Source organism: Sphingomonas trueperi, assembly GCF_040545665.1.
In the GTDB taxonomy this organism is placed as follows: Bacteria; Pseudomonadota; Alphaproteobacteria; order Sphingomonadales; family Sphingomonadaceae; genus Sphingomonas; species Sphingomonas trueperi_B.
This window is the reverse complement of the sequence record NZ_JBEPMH010000001.1, coordinates 1,108,729-1,131,701: the sequence shown is the minus strand read 5'-3', so window position 1 is coordinate 1,131,701 and position 22,973 is coordinate 1,108,729. Positions and strand designations below refer to the sequence as shown.

The following is a 22,973-nucleotide window of genomic DNA, read 5'->3' as shown; positions in this document are numbered from 1 at the left end:
CTGCATGGATCGTCGCCAGTTGCTGCTCGGCAGCGCGGGGTTGGGGGCGCTTGCCTCGTTGGGGCTGCCCGAGGCCGAGGCGGCCGCGCGGGCGGTGGACAGCGATGCCTTCCCAATGCCTGCGCCCAAGACCGTATTGATGCCGCGCCTGCCCGACGGCGACCCCACCCGCACGCGCATCGAGCGCGGCTGGCGCTTCCATGAGGGCGACGTGCTGCCGGCGCCGCTCAAGGACCATGACGATACCTATGGCAGCGTGAAGGCCGGCAATGCCCGCGGCGCCGCCGCGCGCGATTTCGACGACAGCGAATGGGCCGAAGTCCGCCTGCCGCACGACTGGGCCTCGTTCCAGCCGTTCGAGAAGACCGCCAACGTTTCGCAAGGCTATCGCAAGCGTGGCATCGGCTGGTACCGCCGCCGCCTGACGCTCGATCCGGCCGATCACGGCAAGACGATCGAACTGCATCTCGACGGCGTCGCCACCAATGCCACGGTGTGGGTGAACGGCAGCGTCGTCGCGCACAGCTGGTCGGGCTATGCCAGCATCCTCATCGACATGACGCCGTTCGCGCGCTTCGGCGACGAGGACAATGTCATCGCCATCCGCGTCGATGCCGAGGCGATGGAAGGCTGGTGGTACGAAGGTGCGGGCCTCTACCGCCATGCCTGGCTGGTGCGCCGCGGGCCGGTGTCGATCGTCACCGACGGGGTACATTGCGATCCGCGTAAGACGAAGGCCGGCTGGAACGTGCCGGTGACGGTGACCGCGGGCAATATCGAGCGCGCGCCGGTGGCGGTTGCGGTCGAGGCCGAGCTGCTCGATCCCAGCGGCAAGCGCGTCGCCTTCGCCACCACCGCGGGCAGCGTGCCGGTGCTCGACCGCGCCGAGCTGTCGATGACGCTGAGCTTGGGCAGCCCTAAGCTCTGGTCGGTCGAGACCCCGACGCTCTACACCGTCCACACCCGCCTGCTGCGCGACGGCAAGCTGATCGACGAGCGCCGCACGCCAATCGGCTTCCGCACCGTGCGGTTCGATGCCGACAAGGGGTTGTTCGTCAACGAAAAGCCCGTCAAGCTGAAGGGCGTGTGCATCCACCAGGACCATGCCGGCACCGGCGTGGCGCAGTATGATGCGCTGCTTGGCTGGCGGCTCGAGCGGCTCAAGGCGATGGGCTGCAACGCGATCCGCATGTCGCACAATGCGCCCACCGCCGAGCTGCTCGACTGGTGCGACCGGATGGGCTTCCTCGTCATGGACGAGAACCGCCACTTCAACCCGGCCCCCGATTATCTCGCCCAGCTCAGCTGGATGGTGCGCCGCGACCGCAACCATCCCAGCGTGATCCTCTGGTCGGTGTTCAACGAAGAGCCGATGCAGGGCACCGAGGCGGGCATCGAGATGGTCCGCCGGATGGAAGCCGCGGTGCGGAAGCTCGACGACAGCCGCCCGGTCACCTCGGCGATGAACGGGTCGTTCTACAATCCGCAGAACGTCTCCTCGGTCGTCGATGTGATGGGGTTCAACTATTATCAGGGCGAGTACGACAAGTGGCACGCGCTGAACCCGACGCGGCCCAGCACCAGCTCCGAGGACACCAGCGCCTACGAGACGCGCGGCGCCTTTGCCAGCGATCCCGCCAAGCACGTCATCACCTCGTACGACGACGAGGCTGCACCCTGGGGCAACACGCACCGCAAGGCTTGGCAGCTGATCGCCGCGCGCGAGTTCATCGCCGGCGGCTTCGTGTGGACCGGTTTCGACTATCATGGCGAGCCGACGCCCTATGAATGGCCTACCGCATCCAGCTTCTTCGGCATCCTGGACCTGTGCGGCTTCCCCAAGACCGCCTTCGGCATCCACAGCGCCGCCTGGATCGACGACGCCCCGGTGGTGTGGCTGGCGCCGCACTGGACCTGGCCGGGCAAGGAAGGCCAGAATATCAAGGTCTTCGTTGCCTCCAATGCCGAGAGCGTGACGCTGCTGCTCAACGGCAAGGTCGTAGGCACGCAGAAGGTCGATCGGCTGCAGGGCAATGAATGGCAGGTGCCCTATGCGCCCGGCCGGCTGGAGGCGCAGGCGATGCGCGGCGGCAAGGTCGTCGCGCAAATGGTGCACGAGACCGCCGGCACGCCGGTGGCGCTGCGGCTCACGCCCGCACGCACGGTAATGGCGGGCGACGACGAGGACGTGCAGCCGATCACCATCGATGCGGTGGACGCCAAGGGCCGCCACGTGCCGACCGCCAATCTGATGACCAACTTCAAGCTCGATGGCGCGAGCATCATCGGCGTCGGCAATGGCGACCCGAACAGCCACGAGCCGGAGAAGGGCAATGCCCGCTCGCTGTTCAACGGCCTCGCGCAGATCCTGGTGCAGGCGGGCACCGGCCGCGGCAAGATCACCGTCAAGGCGAGCGCCGAGGGGCTCAAGCCCGCGCTGCTGACCATCGACCGCGCGGACATCGCCCCGCGCCCGCAGGTCGGCGTCACCCCGCCGCTGATGGTGCTGGGGGATTGGCGGCGCTCGGGGCAGACGGCGGACAAGCCCAAGCCAGGCCTGGTGCCGGACAACAACAGCTGGGCCTTCCTGCGCAGCGCGATGCCCACCCCGGCCGAGCCGCAGCCGGGCTGGCGCGTCTACAACAACCGCCTCACGCCGTGGAAACGGATCGCGGCGGGCGGCGGCACGCTGCGCTTCGCCAGCGTCGGCGGGCGTGCGGAATTGTGGGTCGACGGCAAGAAGCTCGCCGAGAAGACTGATGCCGCGCCGGCACCGCTGGAGGCTGCCTTCCCGGCGGGAAGCGGCCAGCGCACCGTCGAGCTGATCGTCCAGGCACCGGCGGGGCAAGCATCGGGGCTGCTCGGTAAGGTTACCCTCACCCCGCGCTGAGCGGATCGGGGTGGGGCGATCGGGGCAGAGCCTGAGCGTTTCACCGCGCCGTTAACCATGGTCGTTCACGCCTGGTTGGTGGAGGCCCGATACGGCTTCCCCTCCAGGGGGACGGCATGAATCTACTCATCGGGTGGCTGGTCGGCGAGCGCGTCGGGCGTGCCTTTGGCGCGCATGACTTTGCGCGCGGCAATGCGCTGTGGGGGCTGTTCCTGTGGTGGGCGGTCGGCTGGCTCGGCGCGACCGCGGCCTTCTACAATCTCGGCAAGGCCTGGGTGCTGCCCGGCTGCATCGGCGCGATGGGCGGCGCGCTGCTGCTGTGCCTGCGCCGGCCGCTCGCCTCGGGGGTCAAGCAGGCGATGCTCAACGCGATCGGCTATAGCGCGCGCTGGGTGATGGCGATCAGCGCCGGCTATGTCGCGCTGCGGATCGTCTGCGCGGCAATCTATGGCGAGCTGCAGGCGCACGGGCTCGCCGGGCTGCCCTGGCAGAGCCTGCAATTCGCCTCGCTGTTGTTCGTCGCCGGAGGCAGCGTGACGATCGCGGTCGCGGGGATCTTCGCCGCCGACCGGCTGCGGCTGGAGCGCGAGGGCAAGGCGCGGCTCGGCTGGCGCGAGGCGGAGCGGCAGACGTCGGAGCGTGCGGAAGCCGCCGCCCCGCCGCCCGTCGTGGTGGAAGATGCCTGGTGGGTCGTCCTCGAAGTCGCGCGGGATGCGAGCCGGGCGGAGGTCGAGGCCAAGGGGCGGGCGCTGCTCAAGCAATATCACCCCGATCTCTGGGGCTCGGCCCCGCGGCACCTCAAGGCCCAGGCCGAACACCAGACGATCCGCATCCTCCAGGCGCTCGCCGCGGCGCGCGCGGCAGGGAAGGCGGATTGCCCGGCTTGATCGGAGCGTCTCGCAACCGGGCGGTGAGTCAGGTTACGCCCAGTTGCGGACGTGCCCGAGCCCCTCTAGCACATCGGACGGAGGCGCAGCATGACTGATGATGTAATCGCCCGTCGAGTATTCAAGATCGACGGCCAACCGACAGAATGTCGCTTTTACAGACCTGAGGAGGATGCGGGCAGCTTCTTTTGTAAGGTTCAAATAGATTGGCCGGAGGGCGCGAGGAGCAAGAGAGCTGGAGGTGTTGACGAAGTTCAGGCGCTTTTGCTCGGTATGATGCTGGCCCACTCAGAGCTACTTGCTGCGAGAAACATGGATTGCCGCGCCATTTCGTGGCTTGATGACCAGAGCCTTGGGCTTCCAGTAACACCTGGCCTGCGAGATTGGGATCCAGACAACCGGTTGTGAGGTAGACGGAACGGCCGCTTTCCACGGTGGGTTCAATGGGTGGTCGCAACGCATCATTCTCAAGGTGAGAAAGGTGTGTGAGCGATGAAACAGCGGCAGCGGATCTATTACTCGGCAGCACAGCGGGCTGAGATCTGGGACCGGTGGCAACGTGGCGAGTCGATGAGCTCGATCGGTCGTCGCTTCGACCGGCAGTCGTCGTCGATCTTCTCGGTGCTGTCGCCGTCGGGCGGGATACGGCCGGCAGAGCGCAGGCGCTCGGTGCGGGCGTTGACCGCGGCGGAGCGGGAGGAGATTTCGCGGGGTCTGGTTGCCGGTCGTTCGATGCGGGCGCTGGCGGTCCAGCTCGGGCGCGCGCCTTCGACGATCAGCCGGGAGATCGGTCGCAATGGCGGGCGGGACGCCTATCGCGCAACGGTGTCGGATCAGGCTGCCTGGGAGCGTGGTCGACGCCCCAAACCCTGCAAGCTGGCTTGCCAGCCCGCCTTGCGGCGAACAGTATCTGCTAAACTGCGGCGCAAATGGTCGCCGGAAAAGATCGCAGGCTGGCTCAGGCGCAGCTTTCCGGACGAAGAGCGGCATCGGGTGTCACACGAGACCATCTACAAGAGCTTGTATATCCAGGCGCGCGGCGTGCTGAAGAAGGAGCTTCTCGAGCATCTGCGGGCAAAGCGCACGATCCGGCGCTCGCGCCATGCCAGCCTGAAACGCGACGGGCTTGGCCGGATCAAGGATGCGATCTCGATCAGCGAAAGACCCGCATCGGTCGAGGATCGCGCCGTGCCCGGACATTGGGAGGGCGATCTCATTTCGGGCGCGCGGAACAGCCATGTTGCGACGCTGTTCGAACGCCAGTCGCGCTACGTGATCCTGGCCAAGGTCGCGAACAAGGAAACCGCCACCGTCGTCTCGGCCCAGATCCGGCAGGCCCACAAGTTGCCTCGCGAACTCTACCGGTCGCTGACCTGGGATCGCGGCAAGGAGCTTGCCGATCATCGGCGCTTCACCCTGGCGACGGACGTCGACGTCTATTTCTGCGATCCCCAAAGCCCGTGGCAGCGCGGCACCAACGAAAACACCAACCGCCTGCTGCGCCAGTATCTGCCCCACGGTATCGATCTATCGGCCTTCAGCCAGGCCCAGCTCGACACCATCGCGAGGCAGCTTAACGAGCGGCCCAGAAAGACCTTGATGTACCAGACGCCAGCTGAGAAGTTCGCCGAAGGCGTTGCGACCACCCGTTGAACCCACCACCAATTCCAGCCGTCCGCGACGGTCATCGGCCGTACCGCTGAATAGTGCAGCGGCCGTCTTGCGGCCTCGATGATGTTCGCTATATGTTCGGGCGTCGCCGCTTGGCGGCGGCCGCTATTTGACTCTGCTGGAACGCTTTCCTGCGCGCGAGGTGATGCGCTTGGCGACCTCGGCCAGTCTCCGCGGGCGGCACGCGCCGAATTGCCACGAGCCGCAACTTCGTGAACTTCGCTACTAGCCGATCGTCCATCGACAGACCCGCTCACACCCGCGCAGGCCTAAACCTCCTCAACTTCGGTCGGTTGCGACCAACCTCGGCGGCAGGTTCCGCCCTTCTCCGTCTCGCCAGAGCCTGTCACCGGTTAAGCCTTTGCAAAACCATCTGCTGCATAGTCGGCGGCCATGTACACGATCCGCTTCCAGCCCGAGCACAGCCTGCTCGACATCGCCTGGCACCGCATCCTCCTGGCCGATCAGGTCCCGGACTATGCGCGCCAGTGCCTGCAGCAGTTTCTCGCCCAAGGGCTGAAGCCGGGTTATCTGCTGCGCATGGACATGCGCAAAAGCGCCGTGCAGCCGCGCGACACGCTCGATTCCTTCGCGCGCAGTTTTCGCGACTTTCCAAAGGCCTCGCGCATCGCAGTGGTGACCGCCAGCGCCTTGCAACGGATGCAGGTGCTGCGGGTGATGACCCAGCCCTATCTCCGCGTGTTCGACGATCCCGATCAGGCGATGGCGGGGTTGCTCGATGCTGACGCGTCCGAAACCGCAGACGGCGAGCGCCGCTCCGCCTGATCAGCGGGCCGCGCGTTCCGCCGCGACGAGGTCTACAAAGGCGCGGAGCGGCGCGGTCATCAGCCGGCTGGAGAAATAGAGCCGCGGCCCGTCGAAGCACGGCCACCATTCAGGCAGCACCGGCACCAGCGCGCCCGCGCGGAACTGCGGATCGAGCCAGTTCTCGAAGGTCGCGATGACGCCCCGGCCGCTGCCCGCCAGCCCGATGGCCGCAGGCGCCGCATCCACGCCGATGACGAGCCTGCCCGGCGGATCGAGTCTCACCGTCTCCTCGCCGCGCTCGAACTCCCACGGCACCATTGCGCCGCTGGAGAAACGTAGTCGGATCGCGTCGTGCGCCAGCAGGTCGCGCGGATGGGTTGGGATCCCGCGCTCGGCGAGATAGGCCGGTGCGGCGGCATAGGCGATGCGCTGGTAGGGCAGGCCGATCGGCACCGCGATCATGTCCTGCGCGAGATGCTCGCCATAGCGGATGCCCGCGTCGCAACCCGCGGCGACGATGTCGACCAGGCGATCCTCGACGACGATCTCCACCCGCACCTGCGGGTGCAGCTGGAGGAAGCGATCGAGCAGCGGCGGCAGCATGTCGACCATCACCGCGCCGGTGACGTTGAGCCGCAGCTGCCCGCGTATCGCACTGTCGGCGGCGGCGACGTCCTGCAGCGCGGCGCGGGCCTCCGCCAGCAAGGGAGAGAGGCGCGTGGCGAGTGCCGCACCCGCATCGGTGGCGGTCACGCTGCGGGTGGTGCGGACCAGCAGCGGCGCGCCGATCTGTGCCTCTAGCTGGGCGATCTTCTCGCTGACGCTCGCCGGGGACAGGCCGAGCCGCTTGGCGGCCGCCCGAAAGCCGCCGCCTTCCAGCACCGCGAGGAAGATCGTGAGGTCGTCCAGCCGCAGCCTGTCGAGATTGTTCGCCATGGCGATCAGTCTATTCGCTTCCTGGTGGATTATCAAAGTCCGGCAAACAGCGCAGATCCGTCGTCGTGCAGACAGGAGATTGGACGCGATGACGACACCGCTGATTCAAGGCATCGATCATGTCGGCGTGGTGGTGCAGGGCCTCGAAGCGAGCGTGGACTGGTATGTCGAGAAGCTCGGCTTCCGGGTGCTGCACCGCTTCGCCTTTCCCGGTGCGACGGCGGCGTTCGTGGGGCGGGACGGGCTCCGACTGGAGTTGCTGCAGGTGGAAGGGGCAGCTCTGCCCTTGCCGGAGCGGCGCGAGCGCATGGGCAATTTGCGGCTGGGCGGGATCAACCACTTCGCGATCGGTGTCGCGGACATGGCGGCGATGATCGCCAATCTGGAGGCGAAGGGCGTGGAGATCGTCTCCCCGCCGGCCGAGGTGCCCGGCAGCGGCGGGGAGCTGTATGCCTTTATCCGCGACGGCGAGGGGATGCTGATCGAAATCTATCAGCGGGCAGGCTAGAGCGTTTTCACCTTCGGCGAAGACGCTCTAGGTCTTCGATTGGCGCATTTTCCGAGTCGTTGACCGTAAACGGTCAACTTGAAAATGCTCTAGGGGCGCGGCGCCCGGCCGCGCCCGGGATCAGCCGCGCAGCTTGGCGAGGACCGCGTCGTCGCCCAGCAGGTGGAGCACCGTGGCCGAGGGGCGGGCGAGCCCGCGCAGGCCGAGTGCCAGCAGCGCGTCGCCATCCACCTCGGCCGGGTTGCCGAGTTCGACGCGCAGGCGGTTGTCGTGCGCGCTCACCGCGCGGACGTTCGCCGCGCCGCCCAGCGCTACCAGCGCCGCCGGCTGGAGCGCCACCACCGGCGTGCTGGCCGGAGCGGCGGCCGGTGCGGCGGGTGCCGTCACGCCGCCGCGCGCGGTCGCATCGCGGATCTCGACCGCCACCACATCGGCGATCGGGCCGAGCACCACCTGCAGCGCGCGCTCCGAGGGGCGCAGGATTCCGTGGGCGCCCAGCGCCTTGAGCGCGGCATCGTCGACCACGCTCTGGTCTGCGACGATCAGCCGCAGGCGGGTGGTGCAGGCGCCGATCTCGACCAGATTGGCCGAGCCGCCAAGCGCACGGGCGAACGCCTCGCCGCGGCTGGACGGCGCGGTGCCGCCAACGGCTTCCGCAGCCACGGAGGCCTCTGCTTCGCGGCCGGGGGTCTTGAGATCGAAGCGGCGGATCGCCCAGGCGAAGATGCCGTAATAGAGCGCGAAATAGACCAGCCCGACGGGGATCAGCAGCAGCGGCTTGGTCGCCTTGCCGAAGTTCAGGACGTAATCGAACAGGCCGGCCGAGAAGCCGAAGCCCAGCTTCACGCCCAGCAGGTCCATCACCACCATCGCCACGCCGGTCAGCACCGCATGGACGACGTAGAGCGCGGGGGCGAGGAACATGAAGCTGTATTCGATCGGCTCGGTCACGCCGGTCAGCAGCGAGGTGAGCGCGAGGCTGAACAGCAGGCCGCCCACCGCCTTGCGGCGCTCCGGCAGCGCGGCGCGGTACATGGCGAGGCAGGCGGCGGGCAGGCCGAACATCATGACCGGGAAGAAGCCGGCCATGAACGCGCCCGCACTCGGATCGCCGGCGAAGAAGCGGCGCAGGTCGCCCGTCGCGCCGTTGTAATCCCCCTGGACGAACCAGAACACGTTGTTGAGGATGTGGTGCAGGCCGGTCACCAGCAGCACGCGGTTGAGCACGCCGAAGGCGAACAGGCCGAATGCGCCCGCACCGGCAATACCGTGGCTCAGTCCGTCCACGCCCGCGCTGATGTGCGGGAAACCGACGCCGACGATCACGGCGATAAATAGGCCCGCCAGCCCGCTGACGATCGGCACGAAGCGCCGACCACCGAAAAAGGCGAGATAGGACGGCAGCTTGATCGCCGAGAAGCGATTGTAGAAGACGCCGCCGATCAGGCCCGAGGCGATGCCGATCGGCACGTCGAGCCGCGCGACCGCCTTGGCCTTCCACGCCGCCACCGCCAGCGCTGCCTGGTCCTTGTCGAGACCCGCACCGACCGTGTCGGGCACCGCGAGCAGGCTCTTGCCCGCCTCGGTCGAGACGAGGAAGCAGACGATGCCGGCCAGCGCCGCCGCGCCATTGCCGTCCTTGGCATAGCCGGTCGCCACGCCGATCGCGAACAGCAGGCCGAGATGCGAGAACAGCGCGTCGCCGGCAGCGCTGACGAAGGCGATGTCGAGCAGGTCGGGCTGGCCGAGCCGCAGCAGCAGGCCGGCCACCGGCAGCACCGCGATCGGCAGCATCAGCGCGCGGCCGAGCGGCTGGAGCGTTTCGAGGATCTGCTTCATGCGGTGAATTCCCGGGCAAGGCGGCGGACATCGGCGGCGGTGGCGCAGGCCAGCGCGGCAGCGGCATGGGCGCGGGCGCGCTCCAGCGTGAGGGTGGAAAGCAGCGCCTTCACTTCCGGCACCACCGAGACGGTGGCGGAAAGCTCGGTGACGCCGAGGCCGACCAGGATCGGCACCGCCAGCGGATCGGAGGCAAGTCCGCCGCACACGCCGACCCAGCGGCCCTTTGCGCTGGCGCCCCGGCAGGTATCGGCGATCAGGCGCAGCACCGCCGGGTGGAGCCCGTCGATGCCGCTGGCCACCGCCGGGTTCCCGCGGTCCATGGCGAGCGTGTATTGCGTCAGGTCGTTGGTGCCGATCGACAGAAAATCGGCTTTGGCGGCAAGCAGGTCGGCGGTTGCGGCCGCGGCCGGCGTCTCGACCATGATGCCGAGCTCGACCTTCTCGACGATGCCGAGCTCGCCACGCAGGCGATCGAGCACGGCGCGGACGGCGCGCAGCTCGCCGACGCTGGCGATCATCGGCAGCATGATCTTAGCCACGCCGATCGGCCGCACGCCCAGGATCGCCCGCAGCTGATCCTCCAGCACTTGGGGATGGGCGAGGCCGACGCGGATGCCGCGCAGGCCGAGCGCCGGATTCTCCTCCGCCGCGATCGGAAGATAGGGCGCGGGCTTGTCGCCGCCGATGTCCAGCAAGCGGACGATCAGCGGGCGGCCCTGCAGCGCGTCGGCGATCGCCTGATACTCGGCGGTCTGCTCGGCGATGCTGGGGGGCGTCTCGCGGTCGAGGAACAGGAATTCGGTGCGCAGCAGCCCGCTGCCCTCGGCGCCCGCCGCCACTGCGCGCTCGGCATCGCCGACCGAGCCGAGATTGGCGAACACTTCGATGCGTGTGCCGTCGGCGAGCCTGGCTTCGGCCCCCGCCGCGGCACGGGCAGCGGCGAGCGCCGCCGTGCGGGCGTCGACACGGGTCTGCGCCTCGCTGCGCTGGGTCTCGTTCGGTCCGACGCGCAGCGTGCCCGCGCCGGCATCGAGGATCAGTGTCTCGCCCTCCTGCACCGTGCGCAGCGCCGATCCCATCGCGACCAGGGCGGGGATGCCGAGGCTCGCGGCAAGAATGGCGACGTGCGAGGTCGGGCCGCCGCGGACGGTTGCGAAGCCGCAGACCTGCGCCGGGTCGATGGCGGTGACCTGCGAGGGCAGCAGGTCATCGGCCAGCAGGATCGTGCCCGCCGGGAAGACCAAGGGCGCATCCTGCACGCCCTCGATCGCGGAGACGACGCGGCGCTCCAGATCGACCATGTCGTCGGCGCGCTCGGAAAGATGCGCGTCGCCGCTCTGGCGCAGCAGCGCCGCCTGCGGGCGGATCGCCTGGCGCCAGGCCTGGCCGGCGCTTGCGCCGTCGAGCACTGCGGCGCGGGCGGCTTCCAGCAGTTCGGGATCGTCGAGCATCGAACGGTGCGCCGAAAGGATCGAACGCATCGGCCCGGCTGCGTGGCTGAGATCGGCCTCGATCGTTCGCACCACCTTCGCGATGCCGTCCTCCAGCCGCGCGCGCTCCAGGCTGGCGCCCTTGCCGATCGGGTCGATCGTCAGCTCGGGCAGGCGGAAGAAGCGGGCGGTGCCGATCGCCAGGCCCGGCGCGGCGGTGACGCCGGCGAGGACGCCCGGCTCGTCGGAAACCGGGGCGGCAACGGGCGCAGGGGCGGGGGCGGGTGCTGGGGCCGATGCGGGATCGGCCTTCTCGCCCATGCCGCTCTCGATCAGCGCGGCGAGCGTCGCCGCGGCTTCGTCGGCGCGACCGCCCTCGGCGGTGATGCGGATCGTGTCGCCCAGCTTGATGCCCAGCGTCATCAGGCGGACGGGGCTGCGCGCGTCGGCGCTCTGCTCGCCCTTGGTGATCGTCACCTTGGCGGCGAAGGGGACCAGCACTTCGCGGAGCTTGGCGGCGGGCCGGGCATGGATGCCGTGCGCCAGCGGCACGACCACGGTGCGGGTCGCGGTCTCGCCGACGATGTCGGTGGCCGCCTCGGCAGTCGCTCCGGCGCGCTCGATCGTGAAGATCGGCTCGCCCGGTGCGACCAGGCCACTACCGCGCTTGGCCGAAAGCGTGAGGCCGTCCTGGCTGATCAGCAGCACCGGCGTGACCACCGACGGCGCGCCGCACACGACGGAATCGAGATCGAAGCGGATCAGCACGTCGCCCTTGCGCACCTGATCGCCCACTTTCACCTGCGGATCGAAGCCGGCGCCGGCCAGTTGCACCGTATCGATGCCGATATGCATCAGCAGCTCGACACCGTCGCCGGCGCGCAGCGTGATCGCATGGCCGGTCGGCTGGAGCACCGTCACTTCGCCGTCGCAGGGCGCGTAGAGGCAGCCCTCGGTCGGATCGATCGCCACGCCGTCGCCCAGCATGCGCTGCGCGAAGACGGGATCGGGAACCTCCTCCAGCGGCAGCAGCCAGCCGGCCATCGGCGCGCCTATGGCAAGGGCCCCGGCCGAGGCGTCGTCATGGGAAGAGGGCGGCGCGATCGTGCTCAGGGCGGGTCTCCGTGCGATCAGGGGAAGCGGGTTGCGCCGATCCAGCACCCGGCGGGCTGGAAGTCGCGGGTCATCTGCACCCAGTCGGCGCGCAGCCCGGGGGCGAGTGCACCGCGCTCGTGCGACAGGCCGAGGAACGCGGCGGGGCTGGTGGCGGCCATCATCGCGGCATCCTCGGGCGAGGTGCCGACGCGGGTGACCATGTGGCGAAACGCACCGGTCATATCGAGCGTCGATCCCGCCAGCGTGCCGTCGACGCCGAGCAGCCGCCCGCCTTCGACGCGGATATGCTGGCCGTGCAGGTCGAACGAGGTCATGTCCGATCCTACGTTCGGCATCGCATCGGTGACCAGCAGGAAGCGGTCGTAGGGCCGGGCCGCCAGCGCGATGCGCAGCGCGGCGTCATGGACGTGGAAGCCGTCGGGAATGATGCCGCAATAGGCGGTCTGGTTCTCCAGCGCCGCGCCGACGACGCCGGGTGCGCGGTGGAGCAGCGGCGACATTGCGTTGAAGAGGTGGGTAACGCCGGTCATGCCGGCCTCGAAGGCGGCGCGGGCGGTCTCGTAGGTGGCGTCACTGTGGCCAATCGCGAGCAGCACGCCCGCATCGGCCAGGCGGCGGACATCGGCGAGGTCGACCATCTCGGGCGCGAGCGTCACCAGCACCTTGCCGCGGCGCGGGCGGCCGAGCAGCTCGACCATGCCGGCGTCCAGCCCGCGGAACTTGTCCGCATCGTGGATGCCCTTGCGCGCCTTGTTGAGGATCGGACCTTCGATATGCACGCCGACAACGCCGGGCACGCCCGCCTCGATCGCGGCATCGGTGGCATCGAGCGCCCTGGCGATCACTTCGGGCACGTCGCTGATCAGCGTCGGCAGGAAGGCGGCGGTGCCGAACTTGGCGTGCGCCGCTCCGATCGCGGCGATGCCTTCGACGGTCGGTGCGTCGTTGAACAGCACGCCGCCGCCGCCGTTGACCTGGACGTCGATGAAGCCGGGGACGATCCAGCCGCCGTCGAGGTCGATCGTGTCCGTGCCGTTACCCTCGGCGGAAATAGAGACGATGCGGCCCTGGTCGACCTGGATCACCGCTTCCGGCAGCGTGCCGGCAGCGGTGACGATGTGGCCGTTGACGAAACGGAAGCTGCTCATCGAGTCTCGGTCACCTTGCGGAGATACAGCGGGGCGTCGGGGTTGTTGCCGCGCGCTAGCGAAAGTGCGTTGACCATCGGGTAGAAGCTCTGGACCATCAGGATCGGCTCCACCGCCGGGTGGCCGGCGAGCACCGGCAGCGGCGAGGCGTCACCCGCCTTGGCATCGGCCAGGCACACGCGCGCGCCGCGCTCGGCGAACTCGGCCGAGGCCTCGCGGACGCTGTCGCCGGCGGTGTCCGAGGTCGCGAAGGCGAGCACCGGGAAGCCGTCGCCGACGATCGCCATCGGGCCGTGGCGCACTTCGGCGGCGCTGAACGCCTCGGCATGCAGACTACAGGTTTCCTTGAACTTGAGCGCCGCTTCCTGCGCGACGGCGAAGCTGTAGCCGCGGCCGATCACGAACAGGTTGGTCGCGTCGCGCAGCGTATCAACGACCGGTGACCAGTTGAAATCGCGCGCCTTTTCCAGCTGCTCGGGGAGGCCGGTGAGCGCGGTGGCGAGTGCCTCGTCCTGCGCCCATTCGGCGACCAGCGCGGCAAAGGCGGCGAGCGCGGTGATATAGGACTTGGTCGCGGCGACCGAGCGTTCCGGACCCGCTTTCAGGCCGATCGTGGTGTCGGCCATTTCGGCGAGCGGCGATTCCTCGTCGTTGACGAAGGCGACGACGCGGGCGCCGGCCTGCTGGTACGCCTTGACGGTGGCGAGCAGGTCCGGGCTGCGACCGCTCTGCGACACCGCGATGCACAGCGCGCGGGTGGTGGAGACAGGCGCCTCGAACACCGACGCGACCGACGGCGCCGCGGAGGCGACCGGCACGCCGAGCATCGTCTCGATCAGATATTTGCCATAGGTGGCCGAGTGATCCGACGAACCGCGGGCGCAGGTGACGACCAAGGCAGGCGGGTCGGCGCGCAGCTCGCGGGCCAGCGCGGCGAGCGCGGGGCCGTTGGCGTCGAGCAGGCGGCGGACCGCGGCACCGGCCTCGGCAGCCTCGGACGCCATCAGCGTCTGACCACCTGCGGGCTTTTCGATTTCAGCGATCATGGTCCCCGTTGCTTCCACTGGCTATGATGGAACCAGGGATAAGTTACATATTGGTATTGTTCAAGCGCTAGCTTCGTGCGTCGAGCAAATTACGCAGGGTAGAAACTTTTTCGGGGTCGGTAGCGAGACGCGGGCCGGCCTGGAAACCGAAGGCGATTTCGCGGGTATCGGCACCGGCCTGCGGACTGCGGCACGAGGCGTGGACCTCGCGCACGCCGGTCTCCAGGATCGGCGGCAGGGTGCTCGCGTCGATTCCGCTGCCGGCCAATATGGTGATTCGGTCTCCTGCGGACTGTACCAGGGCGGCGATGGTGTCGCGCCCGTCGATCGCCTTGGGCGTGCAGCCCGAGGTGAGGATCCGATCGAAGCCGAGGGTGATCGCGGTTTCCAGTGCCGCCAGCGGATCGGGGCAGAGATCGAAGGCGCGGTGCAGCGTCAGCGAGAGGCCGCGCCCGGCGTTTCGCGCGACGGACACCCAGGCTGCAAGCATCTCCGAGTCGAGCTGGCGGTCGGCGCGGCTGGCACCGATCACCACCCCGGCCAGTCCCGCATCGGCGGCGGCGCGGATGTCGGCGGCGACCAGCGCCGCCTCGGCGGCGGTGTAGACGAAGTTGCCGTCGCGGGGGCGGGCGAGAAGATGCACCGGGATCGGCGCCGTTGCTGCCGCGGCGATCAGCGAGTCGGGCGGGGTCAGGCCGCCTACCGCCAGTGCGGCGCACAGTTCGATTCGATCCGCGCCGCCGGTCACCGCAGCGTCGATCCCGGCGACATCTTCCACGCAGACTTCGAGCAATCGACGCATGAGGTATTCGCCTCCGGGACTAAGGTTCTAGAAAAGTCCTATTCCTCAGAGCACGCCGAACGTCCAGCCCTCCGTACGGGCTAGATCGGGTGTGAGGCCGGTGGGAGTCCACAGTCCCGGCTGACCGGCGGCCGCACGCAGCCACGCGGCGCTGAGGATCGCGTCGGTGGCATGGTCGTCATAGCGCGGCAGCGGCGCGTGCGGCGCGGAGCCGAACGCGGCGAGCATCGTGTCGAGCGTGTCGGCGTCGCGGATCTTCGAGATGCCCTTGCGCATCCCCGCGAGTCGCGCGGCGAGCGAGGTGTAGATTTCCACCAGCACCGGGCCGCTGGCGGGCAGCGGATCGAAGGGCCAGAGCCCGACGCGGCCGCGCAGGCGGTGGAGGACGCGCATCCCGGTGAGGCTCGACTTGCCGACCTGGCTGGCACCGACTAGGTTGAAGCAACTATACGGTGACAATGCCATCGCCTCTTGCCCGACCTCGCACACCCGGAACCGCCCGCGCCCACCGGGGAAGAGGTCGCCGCAATCGCCCATCTGGCGGAAGTGCCGTCGCGCCTCCGCATGCTGGACGAAGCTGGTAGCGGCGAGGTGCGGATCGGCCGTCGACAGGCGATCGACCAGCGCCCATAGCGCCGGGGCGTCGGCGGGGCTCTCCGCCCAGCCGGGGAAATAGGCGCCGGCATCGGCGAAGGGGAAGGCGGGGGAGAGATCGAGCCCGACCAGCGCGCGCGTGCCGCTTTCGGCAAGGCCTTCCAGGAACGCGAGGATATCGGCGCGTGACCAGGGGCGGTCGATCAGCACCGGCGCGGCGTTGCCGGTCCGGGCATGCGCAACCGCGAGCCCCTTGGGCCGCTCGACCGCCTGCCCGGACCAGTCGATCGCGATGAAATCGGTGAAGTTCAGGGGCGCGTCCCCAAACCGGCGGCGAGGCGCTGGGCCTTCTTGGCACGATCCCACCAGGCGCGCTGGATATAGAGCTCGATCCGCTCGCGCGCCGGCGTGCCGTACCGAACGAGCAGCATCGGGTAGTTGCGATAGTGATCGGTCTGCCAGAAGGTCTCGGGATCGGTCTCGAGCAGCAGCGGCTTCTCGTCCTGCTCGACCATCAGCCCGAAGCTGCCGGGCTCGCGGCTGTGCGACATCAGCCCCTTGCCGTTGATCTTGGGGCAGGGCGTGCCCCACCAGGGCGCCATCGCCACGTCCGGCAGCGTCAGCGCATAGGCGCAGGCATCCTCCCAATCATCCATCGCGCCGTTTTTCCCGCATCTCCGCCCACCAGGCGAGCCTCTCCGCCACCCGCTTCTCGTGCCCGCGATCGGTGGGGGTGTAGAAGGTCTGCGGCTCCATCTCCGCCGGCCAGTAATCGTCCCCGGAGAAGCCACCCTCGGCGTCATGGTCGTAGGTATAGCCGGTGCCATAGCCGATCTGCTTCATCAGCTTGGTCGGCGCGTTGAGGATGTTCTGCGGCGGCATCAGCGAGCCGGTTTCCTTCGCCACCTTCCACGCCGCCTTCTGCGCCTTGTAGGCGGCATTGGATTTGGGTGCTGTCGCCAGGTAGAGACATGCTTGGACGATCGCCAGTTCGCCCTCGGGCGAGCCGAGAAAGTCGTAGGTGTCCTTGGCCGCCATGCACTGCACCAGCGCGTTGGGGTCGGCCATGCCGATATCCTCCACCGCCATGCGGACGAGGCGGCGGAGCAGGTACAGCGGCTCCTCGCCCGCCGTGAGCATCCGCGCGAGATAATAGAGCGCCGCCTGCGGATCGGAGCCGCGCACCGATTTATGCAGCGCCGAGATCAGGTTGTAATGCCCCTCGCGATCCTTGTCGTACACCGCGAGCCGGCGCTGGAGGAAGGCGGAGAGCCCGGCGGGGTCGAGCGGTTCCTCGAACTCCACCGAGAACAGCGTCTCCGCCTGGTTGAGCAGGAAACGCCCGTCCCCGTCCGCGCTTGCCACCAGCGCGTCGCGTGCCTCGGGCGTGAGGGGCAGGGGGCGTTCCTCCAGCGCCTCGGCGCGATCGAGCAGCTGGGTCAGCGCTTCGTGATCAAGGCGGTGCAGGATCAGCACCTGCGCGCGGCTGAGCAGCGCGGCGTTGAGCTCGAAGGACGGGTTTTCGGTCGTGGCGCTCACCAGCGTGACCGTGCCGTCCTCCACATAGGGGAGGAAACCGTCCTGCTGCGCGCGATTGAAGCGGTGGATCTCGTCCACGAACAACAGCGTGCGCTTGCCGATCCGGGCATGCTCGCGCGCCTCGGCGAACACCTTCTTGAGGTCGGCGACGCCCGAGAACACCGCCGAGATCGCGACGAAGCGCAAGCCCACCGCATCGGCGAGCAGCCGCGACATGGTGGTCTTGCCGGTACCCGGCGGTCCCCAGAAGATGATCGAGCTGAGCTTGCCCGCCGCGACCATCCGCCCGATCGCGCCCTGCGGCCCGGTGAGATGCTCCTGCCCGACCACCTCGTCGAGCTTCTGCGGGCGCAGCCGGTCGGCGAGCGGGCCGCCGGCGGGGGAGGTGTCGGCGGCGGGTTGTTCGTGGGTCGCAAAAAGGTCGGCCATTGCGGCCAAGATAGGCGGCTGTGCTGCGATTTGCATCCCAGAGGTTGATCGCGCGCAAGGCTTGGCAGCGGCTGCCGCCCCAAACCCTTCGTCATCCCGGCGAAAGCCGGGATCCATTCGCCTCTCCGGTGCAGCAGGAGCCGACGCGTGCCGCGTCTGGATCCCGGCTTCCGCCGGGATGACGGCGGGTGGTGGGGAAGCGGCCCCCGATCGCCACCGGGCGAGGCGGGGCGGAGGTCTGGAGGATCGGGCATGGACTGCGACGTCGTCATCGTCGGGGGAGGGCCGGCGGGCTTGGCCTTCGCGCGCTCGCTGGAAGACAGCGGGCTCAGCATCGTGCTGCTCGAGCGCGCGCCGCTGGAGGCGCTGGCGAACCCGCGCTTCGACGGGCGCGAGATCGCGCTCACGCATGGGTCGAAGCGCATCCTCGAATCGCTCGGCGCCTGGGGACGGCTGCCGGCGGACGTGATCGCGCCGATGCACGCCGCGAAGGTGCTCAACGGCGACTCGCCCTTCGCGCTCAATTTCACCGCGGGGGGCGGGGAGGACGACCAGCTCGGCTATCTGGTGCCCAACCACCGCATCCGCGCCGCGCTGTACGATGCGGTGAAGCACCAGCCCGGCATGCGGCTGGTCACCGGCGCGGAGGTGGTCCATGCCCGCTCGGGCGCCACCGGGCCCCGCGCGGAAGTGCTGCTCTCCTCGGGCGAGGTGGTGCGGGCGCGGCTGCTGGTAGTGGCCGATTCGCGGCTCTCCAGGACGCGCGAGGCGCTGGGGATCGATACCGACATCAACCCGCTCGGTCGTTCGATGATGGTGGTGCGGGTGCGCCACGAACTGCCCCACGGCGCGACCGCGCTCGAATGGTTCGACCATCGCCAGACGCTCGCGCTGCTGCCGCTGAACGGCAACATGGCGGGCGCGGTGCTGACCCTGCCCGAGGAGGCCGCGCGGCGGGTGGCGGCGTTCGACGATGCCGCGCTCGGCCGCGATCTCACGCGGCGCTTCCGCCAGCGGCTGGGGCGGATGGAGGTGGTGAGCGATCGCAACGTCTACCCGCTGGTCACCACCTGGGCACATCAGTTCGTGACTGGGCGCGCGGCGCTGATCGGCGATGCGGCGGTGGGGATGCACCCGGTGACGGCGCATGGCTTCAACCTCGGGTTGAGCGGGCAGGCGCTGCTCGCCGCCGAGGTGCGGGATGCGGTGCGGCGGGGGATGGACCCGGCGCTGCCTGCGGTGCTGCGGCGCTTTGAGAACGGCCACCGTGCGGCGTGCAAGCCGCTCTATACGGGGACCAATATGCTGGTCCGCCTGTTCACCGACGAGCGGCTGCCGGCGCGCGCGATGCGGCACGCGGTGCTGCGGCTCGGGGCGGGGCTGCCCTTCGTGCGCCCCACGGTGCGGGCGATGCTGACGCATTGAGCGGGTGCACAAGCCCCTCCCCTTCAGGGGAGGGGTTGGGGTGGGGCAGGGTCTCACCGAGACCAACCGACGTTCTGGAATCCCTCCACCCCCAACCCCTCCTCCAAGGAGGAGGGGCTAAGATACCCCAAGACCCCTTGCGCAATCTCTTTCAAGATATATCTTGTGCGCATCAAGACTCGCACAGGATGCACATCACCATGTTTTCCCCCTTCGGCCGTCACGGCCATCATCACCATCACCATCATCACGGCCATCAGTTCGGTCCCCGCGGACGCGGCGGCTGGGGCGGGGGCTTTCCCGGCGGCTTCGACATCGCCTTCGCCATGGGCGAGCGCGGCCCGGGCGGGCGCGGCCGGCGCATGTTCGGCGGCGACGAGCTCCGCCTGATCCTGCTCAAGCTCATCGAAGAAGCCCCGCGCCACGGCTACGACCTGATCCGCGAGATCGAGGCGCGCTCCAACGGTGCCTATGCGCCGAGCCCCGGCGTCGTATACCCGACGCTGACCATGCTCGACGACATGGACCTGATCGCCGAGCACAAGAGCGAGGGCGCCAAGAAACAGTTCGCGATTACCGAGGCCGGGACCGCGCATCTGGCGGAGAACGCGGACGAAGTCGCCGCGCTGTTTCAGCGGCTGGCCGATCTCGGCGAGCGCCATGCCCGCACCAGTGGCGGCCCAGTGCGCCGGGCGATGCACAACCTCAAGACCGTGCTCGCCGCCAGCGTGTTCGACGAGGAAGTCGATCCCGAACGCCTGCACGCGATCGCCGAGATCCTCGACGAAGCCGCGCGCAAGATCGAGCGGCTGTAGGCAACGATGCCCCGGATCGAGGTGTTACGCCGTCGTCTGGGGCTCGTCCCCGCCGCGGCCAAGGAGAGCAGAATGACGATTGCCCCGTTCACCAGCCATGCGCTGGTGCCGACCGAACATGCCAGCCGCTACCTCCAGCAGCTGTGCAAGCACTGGCAGCACAATCTGCAGGTGACGTTCACGCCCGAGAACGGCACCGTGATCTTCCCCAAGGATGCGCGCGGCGCCAATCACCCGGGCGATGCGGCGGTGACGTTCGACGTCGCCGAGACCGGGCTGGAGGTGCGCATCGATGCTACCTCCACGGAGCAGCTGGAAGGGCTGAAGGGTGCGGTCGCCCGGCACCTCGACCGCTTCGCCTTCCGCGAGGGCGAGCTGACCTTCGACTGGCAGTAAGCCACGGAAAAGGGGCGGGAACCGCGTGGTTCCCGCCCCTTCTTGCATATCGTCCGGATCAGAAGCTGAAGCGGACCGACGCGGTGACCGTGCGCCCGGTCAGCGTCTGCGCGGTAACGACGCCCGAGGCCGGGATCGCCGCCGAGTTGACCGACACGAAGGCCAGCTTGTCGAACACGTTGTAGACGTTCAGGCCGATCTGCACGCCGTTCACCGGGCGGACCTGCACGAACGGGCTGACGATGGTGTAGCCCGGCTGCTTGAGCAGGTTGCCGTCCTGCGCGAAGCTGCTGGTGGTGCCGATCACGTTGGTGCCGATGGTGAAGCGCTTTACCTCGAACTGCGGGGTCGCCTGGAAGATCAGGTCCGGCTGGTGGCGCGGGGTGTTGCCGACCAGCGTCTTGTCGGCCTTGTCCGCGTCGATCTTGGCCTTGGTGTAGGTGGCGCCCAGCCGCAGGCTGAGCGGGCCATGCTCGAACAGGCCTTCTAGCTCGACGCCCTTGGCGCTGTAGTCGCGGTCGATCTGCAGCACGACGGTGCCGCCGCTGGCGTCGGCGCCGATCTGCAGGTTCTTGTCGGTGGTCGAGGCCCAGAAGCCGGTGGCGAACAGCGTCACGCCGTCCTTGCGGAACTTCACGCCCGCTTCGGCCTGCTTGACCGGGCCAAAGGCCATCGCCGGATCGGTCAGCGCGCCAGAAGTCGGGTTGACCGCCGGGGAGAAATACAGGCGCTCGGCGCTGGCGCGGGCACCGCGGCTGTAGCGGGCGAACACCGATAGCGGCTCGGCGATGCGATAGTTCACGCCGATCGAGTAAGACGCGTATTTGTAGCTGTAATCCGCCAGGCCCGGCTGCGACAGCGGCAGCACCGCCACGCTGCGCTCGGGCAGCGAGATCGCGCCGTCGCGGTTCATGTCGACCGGGGCCACGCCGACGCGGCCGCCGCCGAGATCAGCACCGTACAGCGTGCCGCTGACCTTGCCGAAGTCGTATCGCAGGCTGCCGCCCACCGAGAGCGCGCCGATCTGGTAGTTCACCGAGCCATAGGGTGCGAAAACGCGGTAGCTGAGGTCGTAGCGGCGGCGATAGGCGGCGGTGCCGCGGATGCCGTAGTTGAGCACGCCGCCCTGGGTCACCGGCACGCCGCCGGCGGTGAGCACGTCGACATAGGCCGAATTGCCGCCCGAGGCGATGTCGAACACGTCGGTCAGCAGGTCCAGATTCTGCGCCATCGCCTGCGACGACGCATAGAAGCCGGCGGTGGTGGTCAGCTTGCCCTCACCGACGTTCCACACGCGGCTGCCGCGGAAATCATTGGTGAAGTTGTCGAGCTTCTCCAGGTCCGAATGGATCTCCAGCCCGTACATCAGCAGGCCGTTGCCGTTCAGCGTCGACGGATTGGCGATCGTCTTGCCGGCATTCGGGCCGGTGGCGTAGCGCAGCGTCGCGCCGGGGCCGGCAAAGGCCGGGGCGAGCGCCGCGGCGGGCAGCAGCGCCATCGAGCTGCTCTCGTTATAGGTGCCCGAAATCGCGGCGTAGCGCATGCGATCGCTGAACGTCCAGCCGGCGATGTCGAACTGCGCCTCCAGCCCGATTGAGGCGACCTTGCTGCGATCGCCGTCGCGCAGGTCCAGATTCTGGACGTTGTTGTTGCCGTCGAGCGCGAGGATCGAGGTCTTGTAGCGCGAATAGAGCGTGTCCTTGCGCGGATCGAAGCCCGGGATCGTGCTGTAGCTGGGATCGGCATTGGTGCTGCGCACCGCCACCGGCACCATCGCGTAATTGGGTTCGCGGTCGTCCAGATACTTGCCGTACAGGCGGATATAGCCGTTGCCGAACGTCTTGGTGACGTTCAGCTTGATCTGGCCGCCCTTGAACGCGTCATAGCCGGTCGCGCGCGGGCCTTCGCCCTGGCGATAGAAGCCGCCGACGTTGAATCGCACCGTCTTGCTCAGATGGCCGCCATAATTGAAATCGACGCGGCCGAGCTCGTGGTCGATGCCCGAGGAAAGCTGGAGCGTGCCGCCGTCTTCCTCGCCGGTCTTGGAGATGAAGTTGACCAGGCCGCCGGGCGAGTTCGAGGCGAAGGTGGACGCCGAACCGCCGCGGATCGCCTGGACCTGCGACAGGCTGAGATCGGTGCGCAGGAACGCCGTGGTCGAGGCGAAGTGGATGTCGCCGAACTCCAGCACGGGCAGGCCGTCTTCCTGGATCTGCAGGAACTTGGAGCCGTCCGCCGCCATCGGCAGACCGCGGATCGTCACGGCGGTGAGGCCATCGGTGCCCGCAGTTTCCGCGCGGATGCCGGGCATGTTGCCCAGCACTTCGGCAATCGAGCGGGTGCCGATCTTCTGGATCTGCTCCTCGTCGATCGAGCTCGCCGAGATCGCCGAATCGAGCAGGTCCCGGCCCTTGGCGACGCCGGTGGTGAAGGCCTGCTTCTGCGGCTTGGCCTCGGCGGATTCGGCCTTCTGGGCGGCCGGGGTACCGGCGGCAGGCGCCTGCTGGGCATGTGCAGGCAGGGCGATCGCCGCGGCAGAAAGCGCCAGCGCCAGGCGGAAGCGAGTATTCATTGCAACCCCATTTGTCTCAATTGTTTCTGGGGTTGCAATGTGTCGGCGCGCGTTAAGGCATTGAAACTGGTGTGTTAAGTACAACTACGTGTGCCGGGGCAAGCTTCTGGCAACGTTTGCGCTACCGGGCATCCGAGCGTGTCGGCGGACGCTACGGAA

Annotated in this window: 19 protein-coding genes; 9 read left to right on the top strand and 10 right to left on the bottom strand. The window is 68.6% G+C overall.

What is annotated here, in order from left to right:
- The first annotated feature begins 4 nt into the window (after positions 1 to 4).
- From galA to ABIC65_RS05140, 5 genes are all read left to right on the top strand, one after another.
- On the top strand, positions 5 to 2,890 hold the full coding sequence (galA, locus tag ABIC65_RS05160) for a beta-galactosidase GalA (protein ID WP_354307253.1): 2,886 nt from the start codon (positions 5 to 7) through the stop codon (positions 2,888 to 2,890).
- A gap of 116 nt (positions 2,891 to 3,006) precedes the next feature.
- Positions 3,007 to 3,777, top strand: a complete 771-nt coding sequence (locus ABIC65_RS05155) for a J domain-containing protein (RefSeq protein WP_354307252.1) — start codon at positions 3,007 to 3,009, stop codon at positions 3,775 to 3,777.
- 90 nt (positions 3,778 to 3,867) lie between these two features.
- Positions 3,868 to 4,185, top strand: a complete 318-nt coding sequence (locus ABIC65_RS05150) for a DUF6968 family protein (protein WP_354307251.1) — start codon at positions 3,868 to 3,870, stop codon at positions 4,183 to 4,185.
- Positions 4,186 to 4,269: 84 nt separating this feature from the next.
- Positions 4,270 to 5,430 (top strand): IS30 family transposase, encoded by a 1,161-nt coding sequence (locus tag ABIC65_RS05145; RefSeq protein WP_354307250.1) that lies wholly within the window; start codon positions 4,270 to 4,272, stop codon positions 5,428 to 5,430.
- Between the two features lie 411 nt (positions 5,431 to 5,841).
- Positions 5,842 to 6,234 carry an STAS/SEC14 domain-containing protein gene (locus tag ABIC65_RS05140; protein ID WP_354307249.1) on the top strand — a complete coding sequence of 131 codons (393 nt, stop codon included), beginning with the start codon at positions 5,842 to 5,844 and terminating at the stop codon, positions 6,232 to 6,234.
- On the opposite strand, the gene ABIC65_RS05135 is transcribed toward ABIC65_RS05140, so the two are convergent.
- Complete coding sequence (locus ABIC65_RS05135; RefSeq protein ID WP_354307248.1) at positions 6,235 to 7,152, bottom strand: LysR family transcriptional regulator; 918 nt, start codon at positions 7,150 to 7,152, stop codon at positions 6,235 to 6,237.
- A gap of 88 nt (positions 7,153 to 7,240) precedes the next feature.
- Between ABIC65_RS05135 and ABIC65_RS05130 the strand changes: the two genes are divergently transcribed.
- Positions 7,241 to 7,660, top strand: coding sequence for a VOC family protein (locus ABIC65_RS05130; RefSeq protein WP_354307247.1), 420 nt, complete (start codon positions 7,241 to 7,243; stop codon positions 7,658 to 7,660).
- A 120-nt stretch (positions 7,661 to 7,780) separates the two neighbouring features.
- Here the strand turns inward: ABIC65_RS05130 and nagE are convergent, their stop codons facing one another.
- The 8 genes from nagE to ABIC65_RS05090 all read right to left on the bottom strand — a co-directional run bounded on the left by nagE (position 7,781) and on the right by ABIC65_RS05090 (position 17,606).
- Entirely contained in the window at positions 7,781 to 9,499 is a 1,719-nt protein-coding gene (gene nagE / locus ABIC65_RS05125; RefSeq protein ID WP_354307246.1) for an N-acetylglucosamine-specific PTS transporter subunit IIBC, read from the bottom strand.
- Positions 9,496 to 11,976, bottom strand: coding sequence for a phosphoenolpyruvate--protein phosphotransferase (gene ptsP / locus ABIC65_RS05120; protein WP_354307245.1), 2,481 nt, complete (start codon positions 11,974 to 11,976; stop codon positions 9,496 to 9,498). The genes nagE and ptsP overlap by 4 nt, the downstream gene beginning before the upstream one ends.
- Positions 11,977 to 12,062: 86 nt before the next feature.
- Positions 12,063 to 13,196, bottom strand: coding sequence for an N-acetylglucosamine-6-phosphate deacetylase (gene nagA, locus ABIC65_RS05115; RefSeq protein WP_354307244.1), 1,134 nt, complete (start codon positions 13,194 to 13,196; stop codon positions 12,063 to 12,065).
- The gene (locus tag ABIC65_RS05110; protein ID WP_354307243.1) at positions 13,193 to 14,242 is read right to left on the bottom strand and encodes an SIS domain-containing protein; all 1,050 of its coding nucleotides are present in this window, start codon (positions 14,240 to 14,242) and stop codon (positions 13,193 to 13,195) included. Before ABIC65_RS05110 ends, nagA begins: the two co-directional genes overlap by 4 nt.
- A 67-nt stretch (positions 14,243 to 14,309) precedes the next feature.
- On the bottom strand, positions 14,310 to 15,044 hold the full coding sequence (locus ABIC65_RS05105; RefSeq protein ID WP_354307242.1) for a copper homeostasis protein CutC: 735 nt from the start codon (positions 15,042 to 15,044) through the stop codon (positions 14,310 to 14,312).
- A gap of 45 nt (positions 15,045 to 15,089) precedes the next feature.
- Positions 15,090 to 16,004: a hypothetical protein gene (locus ABIC65_RS05100; RefSeq protein WP_354307241.1), complete on the bottom strand. Its 915-nt coding sequence runs from the start codon at positions 16,002 to 16,004 to the stop codon at positions 15,090 to 15,092.
- Positions 15,947 to 16,294, bottom strand: a complete 348-nt coding sequence (locus ABIC65_RS05095; RefSeq protein WP_354307240.1) for an MmcQ/YjbR family DNA-binding protein — start codon at positions 16,292 to 16,294, stop codon at positions 15,947 to 15,949. The genes ABIC65_RS05100 and ABIC65_RS05095 overlap by 58 nt, the downstream gene beginning before the upstream one ends.
- The gene (locus ABIC65_RS05090) at positions 16,287 to 17,606 is read right to left on the bottom strand and encodes a replication-associated recombination protein A (protein WP_354307239.1); all 1,320 of its coding nucleotides are present in this window, start codon (positions 17,604 to 17,606) and stop codon (positions 16,287 to 16,289) included. Before ABIC65_RS05090 ends, ABIC65_RS05095 begins: the two co-directional genes overlap by 8 nt.
- Positions 17,607 to 17,858: 252 nt before the next feature.
- Between ABIC65_RS05090 and ubiM the strand changes: the two genes are divergently transcribed.
- The 3 genes from ubiM to ABIC65_RS05075 all read left to right on the top strand — a co-directional run bounded on the left by ubiM (position 17,859) and on the right by ABIC65_RS05075 (position 20,242).
- The gene (ubiM, locus tag ABIC65_RS05085) at positions 17,859 to 19,031 is read left to right on the top strand and encodes a 5-demethoxyubiquinol-8 5-hydroxylase UbiM (RefSeq protein WP_354307238.1); all 1,173 of its coding nucleotides are present in this window, start codon (positions 17,859 to 17,861) and stop codon (positions 19,029 to 19,031) included.
- A 200-nt stretch (positions 19,032 to 19,231) separates the two neighbouring features.
- The gene (locus ABIC65_RS05080) at positions 19,232 to 19,846 is read left to right on the top strand and encodes a PadR family transcriptional regulator (protein WP_354307237.1); all 615 of its coding nucleotides are present in this window, start codon (positions 19,232 to 19,234) and stop codon (positions 19,844 to 19,846) included.
- Between the two features lie 72 nt (positions 19,847 to 19,918).
- Positions 19,919 to 20,242: a DUF2218 domain-containing protein gene (locus ABIC65_RS05075; protein ID WP_093293156.1), complete on the top strand. Its 324-nt coding sequence runs from the start codon at positions 19,919 to 19,921 to the stop codon at positions 20,240 to 20,242.
- 58 nt (positions 20,243 to 20,300) lie between these two features.
- On the opposite strand, the gene ABIC65_RS05070 is transcribed toward ABIC65_RS05075, so the two are convergent.
- Entirely contained in the window at positions 20,301 to 22,814 is a 2,514-nt protein-coding gene (locus ABIC65_RS05070; RefSeq protein ID WP_354307236.1) for a TonB-dependent receptor domain-containing protein, read from the bottom strand.
- Positions 22,815 to 22,973: the final 159 nt, after the last annotated feature.